Consider the following 10130-nt stretch of genomic DNA (forward strand, 5'->3'; position numbering starts at 1 on the left):
TACATGCTTTTATTCAGATACTAAGATAACTATAAATTTAACGAGCCTGCATAATAATCATTGATATATTTTTGAAGCAACCATTCATATTGCTTCACAAGCAACTGAATCTGACTACTGTCCAATTTATTCTTTGCTGTTAAGAACAGTACGGAATTGCTATTTCCTGCCTCAAAATGTACCTGTGCAATACGAAATGATTCCGAATAACTTTGTTGCTGTTCTTGCAATTGAACGATGTTATTACTGACATTCTTCAAATTAAAAACAGCCTTAGCCGTCTCGGTACGTAATTCATTGAGACTAACATCTTTTTGAAATTTGGCAGATTCCAGATCTAATTTAGCTAATTTCACTTGATTATATACAGCAAGATGATTGAAAATCGGAATGTTTAAATTGAGTCCAATTGACTTTCCTAAATTATTGTTGAATTGCTTAAAATAACCAAAATCAGCACCGTTTGAATAATTTGTTGATAAACCTGCACTGAAAGACAAGGATGGCCAATAATTTGATTTCACTACTTTAATATTGCGTTCAGCAGCCTTGATCCGCCAATCCAGTGCTGGTATAATTGGCAAATTCTCACTAGCGGCATCAAACAATTGCGCTGCAGTTTTAATTTCGGCATCTTGTTTAAATTCGATTGCTTTCAACTCGCCCAGACTTGTTTCATCTACATTCAATAAAGTAGATAACCTCAGTCTATTGAGATACAAAATCTGTTTGTTATTTTCAATTGCATTGATATCATTCGCCAATTGTCCTTTCAGATCAAAATAATCTCCCGGTGCAATTGCACCTTCTTTATGAAGTACTTCTGCCCTACGCACCTGTTCTCTGGTCACCTCAGTTTGCAATTCGGACTGTTTCAATACATCTTGAGCAGTCAAAATCTGAATAAACGATTCGATCACATCCAGTTTAAGCGTATTGATCTGCGAATCGAATTCCAACTTGCTGGCAGTTTTTGCATCAGCTTTCATACGTACGTCGTGCAAAATTCGAAATCCGTTAAACACAGGAACAGTTACTCCTAAAGAAGCTCCTCCCGAAGAATTATTTGTTGTCGTATATTGGTTGATTGTCTTATCCAAATAACGCCCCGTACTAAAACCGTGATTTAACCCTGCATTGACATCTGGCAGTCGATTCGCTTTTGCCTGTTTCAAATTAATGTCCGCCCTTCTTACATCTAGTTCGTTCTGCATTAAAGCCGGATTTGCTTTGATAGCCAACTGTATGCATTCATTCAACGAGCGCTGTTGAACTTGTGCACGGACAAAAGTCAGGCTACAAAGAAAACACAAACTGTATATAAAGATTCGTTTCATATTTCATATTTTCCAAATCTTTAACCACAGGCCATGCCAAACAAACAAATCACTAATTATCAACTAAATAACAATAACCAATAATGATATATGTTCATCTTCGTACATGCAGGTGTTCGCTTTCGAACACTTCAAGAATACACTCATTGTTCACCATAAAAAACGGCTTTGTGATCAAGTTGTACGCAGCCGAACAATAAGTGTTCGATTACGAACACTAAACAAATAGCTAAAACACAATAATGAAATGAATATCAATGCATTACATTTATGGCACATCTTTCATAGATAATAACAAAATTGAAACGTATTATGGACAGACCTTTAGAAAAGAAGAAGTGGAATAACAAACGCATATTAACCTTAGTCGGAATTACAGGTTTGGTCGGCCTTATAGCCGCAAGCTTTTATTTTACAAGCGGTAACAGCAAGTTGAATGTAGAAGCAGATCGTATTTCCATCGTTGAGATTAAAAAAGACAATTTTCAGGAATTCATTCCAATCAATGGATCTGTTCTTCCTATTAGCAGTATTTATTTAGATGCTTCTGTTGGAGGCCGTGTGGAGGAAAAATATGTAGAAGATGGCACAATATTAAAAAAAGGAGATCCAATCATGCGGTTGTCCAATACGGATCAAGAACTTAGTCTTATTCAATATGAAACACAGGTATTAAACCTCTTGACACAATCGCAGATCGCTCAAACCAATGCACAACAGGTTTCGATCAATAACCGTAACCAGATGGCAGATGTAGAACAGGCTTATAAAGAAGCCGAACGTATTTATCGACTAAATCAAAAGCTACTAAACGAAAAAGCGATTGGATCACAAGAATTTGAAAAATCAAAAAATGATTATAACTACCAAAAAGAAAGGGTTAATTTAACGAAACAAATCCTAAAACAGGATGAGGTTTCGACCAATCAAAAAGCTCATCAGGATAAAGAAACATATCAACGTACACAAAGTGCTCTTGAATTGATGAAGAGAAAAATCGGCGATTTGATCGTACGTTCTCCTGTAGATGGTCAATTAACATCATTTGACGCTGAAATTGGGCAAAATAAAAATGCAGGCGAACGTCTTGGACAGATCGACGTGCTTACGGGATTTAAGGTTCGTGCGGATATTGACGAGCATTATATCAATCGAATTTTTCCGGATCTTCAAGGTGAATTCACGATTGGTGATAAAGCATATAAGTTAAGAATCAAAAAGTATATACACAAGTAACAAATGGACGGTTTCAGGTCGATATGGAATTTATCAATGAAGTTCCTAAGGGTATACGCAGAGGGCAGACTTTACAGATCAGATTGGCTTTGAGTGACGAGACCAAAGCAGTATTACTTGCAAAAGGAGGATTTTATCAGCAGACCGGTGGTAATTGGATCTTTAAACTGGATAAAAATGGAAATACTGCTTACCGTGTGGATATTCAACTGGGAAGACAGAATCCTGAATATTATGAGGTCATTAAAGGTCTACAGCCTGGTGATAAAGTAATTGTATCCAGCTATGAAACTTATGATAAAGTACAGGAGTTAAATATTAAACGCTAATAAAACTTATGATAGGATGCTCGCGCTAATCCTCCAAAAAAGTAAAGAGAAAATTTCTGAGGTGTTTTTCAATAGTTTAACACCTCATTCTAATACAGTAAAGACATGATTAAAAATTTTATAAAAGCCACCTTTCGTAACCTTTGGAAAACCAAAAGCTACAGCTTTCTTAATATTTTTGGGCTCGCTATTGGCATTGCCGCAGCAGCTTTAATTTTTCTATGGGTAGAAAATGAGATAAACTATAATAAGAACTTTACGAAAATAGATGACATCTATGTTGTTAAATCCAAACAGACTTATGATGGTGCTACTTTCGTATTCGAATCAACTCCAGGCACCTTAAGCCAAGCTATTGAAAAAGAAATTCCAGGTATAAAACATGCAGTAAGAGTTGGCTCGAATAATTCCCTATTGTTTTCAAATGGGGAGAATAATCTCTATCTAAATGGTTATCATGCCGAACCCGAAATTCTCGATTTATTATCAATAAATTTCCTACAAGGTAATCGTTCTGAAGCACTTAAAGAGCCTAATAATATTATTCTTAGTTTGGATGGTGCAAAGCTATTATTTGGGGATGAACCCGCACTTGGAAAGTCTGTTCATATCGGTAACAATGAATCGTATATTGTTTCTGGTATTGTCCAGGATTTTCCGAATAATAGCAGTTTGAAATTTAATTGGATGATTCCTTTCAAAAAATTTGAGACCGGACAAGAATGGTTAAAAGAATGGGGTAATAATGGAATCATGACCTTGATCCAACTGGAGAAAAATGCTGATGTTAATCAGATTAATGCTAAGTTATTAGACTTTGTTAAAAATAAAACAAACGGCCAAGTTACATTTTCTAAGAACTTCCTTTATCCGATGAACCGCTGGCGCCTTTACAATGCATTCGATCAAAATGGGAACGAGAAAGAAGGTGGGATTAAAAATGTCAAGTTATTTAGTCTTGTCGCCTGCATCGTATTACTAATTGCTTGCATTAATTTCATGAACCTGGCTACAGCCAGATCGGAAAAAAGAGCTAAAGAGGTTGGTATGCGTAAAGTGGTTGGAGCAACAAAAAATTCTTTAATTGCTCAGTTTTTGGGAGAATCTTTGATCTTCGCCTTTCTTTCCGCATTATTGGCGATTGTGTTTATCTACATATCCATTGGACCATTCAATAGTATTATCAATCAAAAACTCGAAGTAAATCTATTGAGTACAAACCATCTATTATTTTTACTCACTATTGTATTATCATGTGGCATATTTGCTGGAAGTTATCCTGCATTTTATCTTTCGTCATTCAATCCTATTTCGACGTTAAAAGGACACAAGCAGAAAGCTGGTGCGTCAATTTCATTCGAAAAGGATTGGTAGTTTTGCAATATACCGCATCAATTGTTCTTATTATAAGTACGATTATCATTTATCAACAGATAAACTATGCCAAAGGTCGAGATTTAGGTTATAATCGCAGTCAAGTCATTACCACCAATCTCCAAGGTAATTTATCTAAACATATTGATTTAATAAAAGATCAGTTAAAAGCTACAGGAAATATTGAACATGTAGGGCTTAGCGATATGAGTGTTTTAAATATCGGCAGCAATTCAAGTGGCTTTGAATGGGAAGGGAAAGATCCCAAATCCAGTATTCTAATTAGTATGTTGCGAACTGATGATGGTTTTATTCCAAGCATGGACATGAAAATGATAGATGGACGTAACTTTAATCCACACTTTTTAGGAGATAGTACATCTATTATCGTAAATGAGACTCTCGCAAAAATGATCAAAAAAGATGGAATGGTTGCAGGAAGTACGATTACCTATGGAACAGAATCCTTTCGAATAGCGGGTGTTGTTAAAAACTTTCTTTATAACAGTGTCTATTCATCGCCAATGCCACTTATTTTTATTCCTTTTTCTGCATCTAATGGAATCTTAAATATTAAAACTAAAAATGGTGTTGATTTTCCGGTCGTTATTCAGCAAATTGAAAAAATTATTAAAAAATATAATCCCTCTTATCCTTTTGAATATCGGTTTTAGATGATTCTTTTAATAATACATTTCAATCTGAACTGTTTATTCAAAAACTAGCCTCAGTGTTTTCCATCCTTTCTATTATCATCTCTTGCCTAGGTCTATTTGGCTGTCAGCTTTTGCAACAGCACAGCGATCAAAAGAAATTGGTATTCGAAAAGTATTGGGAGCATCTGTTACGCGACTGATCAATATGCTCAATCGTGAATTCATTATACTCATCTTTCTATCTTGCCTGATCGCTTTTCCGATCGCTTGGTACATGATGAATCAATGGTTAGGTAATTATGGTTATCGCATTGATATCTCCTGGCTAGTATTTTTACTCAGTGGAGCACTTGCACTTGTTATCGCCATCATAACGATTTCAGGCCAAGCTTTAAAGGCGGCATTATCTAACCCTACAAACTCATTAAGAGATCAATAATAAAATAGAACAATTACAAACAATACATAAAGATATGAGCACAAAAAATATGATCAAAATCAGTAACCTTCAAAAGTACTATCGTACAGAAGAAGTAGAGACCGTGGCACTCAATAATTTGAATATCCATGTTAAGGAGGGTGAATTTGTTGCCGTCATGGGACCTTCTGGATGTGGTAAGTCAACGCTGCTCAATATTATCGGGCTTCTGGATGATTTGGATGAAGGAAGCTACTTATTTAATGAAATTGAAGTCGCTAAATTCAAAGAACGTGGCCGTTCGGATTTACGTAAACATAATATTGGTTTTGTCTTTCAGAGTTTTAACCTGATCGATGAACTGACAGTATTTGAAAATGTAGAACTTCCTCTGGTTTATACCAATGTTCCTGCAGCAGAGCGTAAACGTCGCGTTGAAGAGGTCTTGGAGAAGTACAGATCATGCACCGACGCAATCACTTCCCTCAACAACTGTCTGGAGGTCAGCAGCAGCGTGTTGCAGTGCTCGGGCTGTTGTCAATAATCCAAAACTAATTCTTGCCGATGAGCCTACGGGTAACTTAGATTCCAATAATGGTAACGAAGTGATGCAATTATTAACAGAGCTGAATGAAGCTGGAACAACGATCGTCATGGTAACACATAGTGAGCACGATGCTAAATTTTCCGATCGTGTGATCCGTATGTTAGATGGACAGGTCATTATGGAAACAGCAACATTATAATTGATCACTTTAATAAATAATTATAATAACAAGTCTAAAAACTGAATCAGGGTTGTAAGAAAAAATACACCAGTTGAAGCAACATAAATTAAGATGATAAAGAACTATTTAAAACTAACCTTACGTAGCCTTTGGAAAATCAAAGGGTATTCGGCCATTAATATTCTTGGACTCACTGTAGGTCTAACTAGTTTCTTGATGATCTTATTATACCTCAACTATGAACTTAATTATGACCGTTGGGATGCGGAACTTGAAAAAGTATATAAAGTATCGCTTCGTGACGCCGAGAATGATATTTCTCCCAATACACAGGCACCTTTAGCGACTTTATTGCTTGAAAATGGTTCTCAAATCGAATCTAGCACTAAAATTTCAACAGATGCTACTTTTGAAGTACCTCTTTCTGTAGGAGAAAAAACATTTTCACAAAGTGGTACCATATCTGCAGACTCACTCTTTTTCTCAGTCTTTCCATATAAGATTGTAGCAGGAGATGCATTAAATCCTCTACAAAAACCAAATGCCATGGTCATTAGTGAATCGATGGCTAATAAACTTTTCGGAAATGAAAACCCAATAGGAAAGACTATTAAAACATTCAATTCATTTGATTTCGAGGTGACTGCAATTATGGAAAATCCAGAAGGGCCGACTCATCTGAATATTGAAATCGTATACCGTTCACCATTTGAAAAACAAAACTATCATTGGGGAAATTGGTCCTTCCATACGTATGTTAAAACCAAAAATATCCTAGCTGGAAATGATTTGGAGACAGCAATAGACCGTATTTATTATACGGAAAGACTTATGAAAGAAACAGGCAAGACATATGATCAGTATATCAAATCTGCCAATCACACAAGTCTTTTTGTCGATGCCGTTCATGATATCCATAATTTCCCTAAACACGGAACTAGCAATATTGGCACGATTTCAATCTTATTGGTTTTAGCTATACTGCTTCTCTTTACCGGAGCAATTAATTTTAGTAACCTTTCGATTGCATCTTCTTTGAGACGCGCTAAAGAGGTGGGGATCAAAAAAGTTCTTGGCTCTAGCCGTGCTAATTTATTTTGGCAATTTATGGTGGAAATTGCCCTGCAATGTACCATCGCATTATTCTTATCCTTCCTACTTTTAAGCGTAGCCATACCTTATTTTAATCAGGAATTCGGAGTCTCTTTAAATTTATTTGGTATAGCATCTTCGTGGTCATTAATTGCTCAGATTGCCGGTTCCCTTGTTACTGTCACCTTGCTTTCCGGACTTTATCCGGCCGTTTTCCTCTCGCGCTATAACACCACAAAAGTTCTTAAAGGTGATTACTCAACCGGAAAACAAGGACTTGCTTTACGAAACGGATTAATTGTGGTTCAATTTGTTGTGGCGACCTTCTTCATTATCAGCATTGTAGTTGTTAATCGGCAATTGACTTACATGCAGCAGTCAGACAAAGGGTTCTCGAGTGAACAGGTGCTACGTGTGCAAGCATTCATACAGAAAAACAGAGACGAAAACTTTGACCAGGTTAAAAATGAACTGCTTCGTATACCGGGTGTACAGTCTGTGGCGAAAACAACCAAGGTTCCTGGTGATGTTTTATCGGATACATCGACAATGAATTTTAAACATGCAGGGGCTTCCTATCGCCTGGGGTCGGTCAAAGTAAATCAGGATTATTTTAAAACGCTCAACATTGATTTAGTTGACGGCAGGTCATTCAATGACAATCATGCTGACCAGCATACAAGATCGGCTATTATCAATGAGGCCGCAGCTCAAAAATTAGGTCTTAAACATGCTGGAGGAGCATATATTAGTTACCCTGACTGTGATAGTGTTCCAATCGAGGTGGTAGGAATTGTGAAAAACTTTAATGTGCTGGGCTTTGAGCGGGAAATACAACCGACTGTCTTCACGATAGGTAATGATGCTTGTGTTTTTCAATCAGGAGGTGCGATTTTGGTTAAACTTTCTGGCGGTGACACGCACAAAACGGTTGCAGGTATTGAGAAACTATGGAAAGGTATTGAACCTGGTTTAGGAATTCGTCACTCTTTTTTAGATGAAAATTTTCAACAACTATTTGCGAGTCATCTGCGCTTAAAACGCATCGTCACCTTCTTTGGATTTACAGCCATTGCAATGGCCATTATTGGGTTATTCGCGCTAACTGCATTTTTAATTGGACGTAGGACAAAAGAAATCAGTATCCGTAAGATTCTGGGAGCAGACTTAAGCGATTTAGGAATGTTACTTGGTAAAGATTTTTTACGTCTAGTTGCTTTAGCTGTATTGATTGCGATCCCGCTTGGTTGGTGGGCGACAAATGCTTGGTTGCAAGGCTTCGCTTATAAAATATCTCTTAGTGTGTGGCAATTTGTACTATCGGCAGCTGTCTTACTTATTGTCGCAGCCTGTACGATATGCATTCATATTGTAAAAGCATCCCGTTCAAATATCTCTGATAATCTAAGGAATGAGTAGTATATAAAGAATAAAGCACTTACCGGTTTTAATAGCCTGTGTTATAAAAAAATTATGTTAAAGAATTATATCAAAATCGCATGGCGTAGTCTTTGGAAGAATAGATTTTTCAGTATTCTCAATATATTTGGTTTAGCCATAAGCTTGTCCGTTGCTATCCTATTGATAACTTACGGTCGCCAAGAATTAAGTTTTAATAAGCAATTTAAGAAGGAAGCCAATATATATCGTGTTCTATTGGAATCCAACGGGGAATATAATTATGAGAAATGGAGCAATCTTCCTAATGCGGTTGGTCCCGCAATGCAAGATGATATTCCTGAAGTAAAATCAACCGCCCGATTGGTAAGGCTAGATTTTACAGGATTTGGTTCTGTCCGTGCTAATGATAATAATTTCATCGAAAAAATATTTATCTCACCGACTCCTCCTTGTTTAATTTATTTGATGTGGAATTTATAGAAGGAAATAGTATTACTGCCTTTTCAAATCCAAAAAATGTTGTCATTTCATCCAGTAAGAAAAACAAAATATTTGGTAAAGGACCTGCATTAAATAAAAAAATAATTATTAATCAACGAGATACTTTAACCATTTCGGGTGTGTTTCAGGATTTTCCGGAAATAGTTCCTTTGAAGGCGACATTTTTTTGAATATGATGGATTCTTGGATGGGAAAAAATGTGCACTGGTCTAACGCAAGCTACTATACATTTTGCTTATTAAGCAATCACACTGATCCTGCTCAAATCGAAAAAAAAGCAACAGCCCTTATTGATAAGTATGTACCAAAGGACAATCAATATTTCACTAAATTTTACTTACAACCTTTATCCCAAGTTTATTTACAATCACAGGATTTACGCGATAATATGTCTACTCGAGAAGGAAATATAAAAACTGTTAAAACAGTATTTTTTCTTTCCTTTCTTATTATCATGATTGCGTGCATTAATTATATGAATCTTGCGACAGCTCGCTCGCAAAAAAATGCAAAAGAAGTAGGAATTAACAAAGTTTTGGGAGCACATCGCAACCAGATTAAATTTCGTTTTTACATTGAAACAGGTATTATTGCATTTTTGTCTATTACTGTTGGAATAATTTTGGCTCTTGTAGCACTCCCTACATTTAATCACATTATTGGCTCTGGTCTCGCTGTTCCTCATTTATTTACCCTAGAAAATATGGGCATCTGCCTGACTATATGGTTAATTATAACGCTTGTAGGGGGTAGTTATCCTGCCTTTATCATGGCCAATATTCCGAGCCTTTCCCTTATGAAAAATGTCATCACACAAGGTAAGATTGCTCAATACCTACGTAAGGGTTTGGTTATATTTCAATTCACCTGCTCTATTATATTGATTATTGGCGTTATCATTATTTCGCTACAGATGAGACATATTTCTAAAAAAGATCTCGGATATCAGGCGACTAACATTGTTACGATTCCAATACGCTCCGTGCCTTCTATGGACAAATTAAAGAATATTAAAGAATCTATTCAAAAGTTAACAGGCACTGTTAGTATCGCTACTT

At 36.2% G+C, this 10130-nt stretch carries 10 protein-coding genes and 1 pseudogene; 10 read left to right on the forward strand and 1 reads right to left on the reverse strand.

Features of this window, described 5'->3' with window-relative positions:
• Positions 1–29: 29 nt before the first annotated feature.
• The gene (locus L950_RS13175) at positions 30–1337 is read right to left on the reverse strand and encodes a TolC family protein (RefSeq protein WP_031288933.1); all 1308 of its coding nucleotides are present in this window, start codon (positions 1335–1337) and stop codon (positions 30–32) included.
• A 312-nt stretch (positions 1338–1649) separates the two neighbouring features.
• Here L950_RS13175 and L950_RS13180 point away from each other — a divergent pair, with 312 nt between their 5' ends.
• The 10 genes and pseudogenes from L950_RS13180 to L950_RS13210 all read left to right on the forward strand — a co-directional run.
• On the forward strand, positions 1650–2573 hold the full coding sequence (locus tag L950_RS13180) for an HlyD family secretion protein (RefSeq protein WP_231577254.1): 924 nt from the start codon (positions 1650–1652) through the stop codon (positions 2571–2573).
• A 23-nt stretch (positions 2574–2596) separates the two neighbouring features.
• On the forward strand, positions 2597–2902 hold the full coding sequence (locus L950_RS33230; RefSeq protein WP_231577255.1) for an efflux RND transporter periplasmic adaptor subunit: 306 nt from the start codon (positions 2597–2599) through the stop codon (positions 2900–2902).
• Between the two features lie 105 nt (positions 2903–3007).
• The gene (locus tag L950_RS26515; protein ID WP_052764403.1) at positions 3008–4276 is read left to right on the forward strand and encodes an ABC transporter permease; all 1269 of its coding nucleotides are present in this window, start codon (positions 3008–3010) and stop codon (positions 4274–4276) included.
• On the forward strand, positions 4270–4950 hold the full coding sequence (locus tag L950_RS26520; protein WP_156169680.1) for an ABC transporter permease: 681 nt from the start codon (positions 4270–4272) through the stop codon (positions 4948–4950). The genes L950_RS26515 and L950_RS26520 overlap by 7 nt, the downstream gene beginning before the upstream one ends.
• 85 nt (positions 4951–5035) lie before the next feature.
• Positions 5036–5371, forward strand: coding sequence for an ABC transporter permease (locus L950_RS26525; protein WP_052764405.1), 336 nt, complete (start codon positions 5036–5038; stop codon positions 5369–5371).
• A 49-nt stretch (positions 5372–5420) separates the two neighbouring features.
• Positions 5421–6096 (forward strand): annotated as a pseudogene (locus L950_RS13190) (ABC transporter ATP-binding protein).
• A 93-nt stretch (positions 6097–6189) separates the two neighbouring features.
• Positions 6190–8589, forward strand: a complete 2400-nt coding sequence (locus L950_RS13195) for an ABC transporter permease (RefSeq protein ID WP_021191056.1) — start codon at positions 6190–6192, stop codon at positions 8587–8589.
• A gap of 54 nt (positions 8590–8643) precedes the next feature.
• The gene (locus tag L950_RS13200; protein ID WP_021191057.1) at positions 8644–9051 is read left to right on the forward strand and encodes an ABC transporter permease; all 408 of its coding nucleotides are present in this window, start codon (positions 8644–8646) and stop codon (positions 9049–9051) included.
• Positions 9039–9242, forward strand: a complete 204-nt coding sequence (locus L950_RS13205) for an ABC transporter permease (protein WP_197086420.1) — start codon at positions 9039–9041, stop codon at positions 9240–9242. The genes L950_RS13200 and L950_RS13205 overlap by 13 nt, the downstream gene beginning before the upstream one ends.
• Positions 9243–9244: 2 nt before the next feature.
• The coding region (locus L950_RS13210) for an ABC transporter permease (protein ID WP_021191059.1) at positions 9245–10130 on the forward strand (886 nt) is incomplete at its 3' end.

Source organism: Sphingobacterium sp. IITKGP-BTPF85, from assembly GCF_001006065.1.
GTDB lineage: Bacteria > Bacteroidota > Bacteroidia > Sphingobacteriales > Sphingobacteriaceae > Sphingobacterium > Sphingobacterium anhuiense.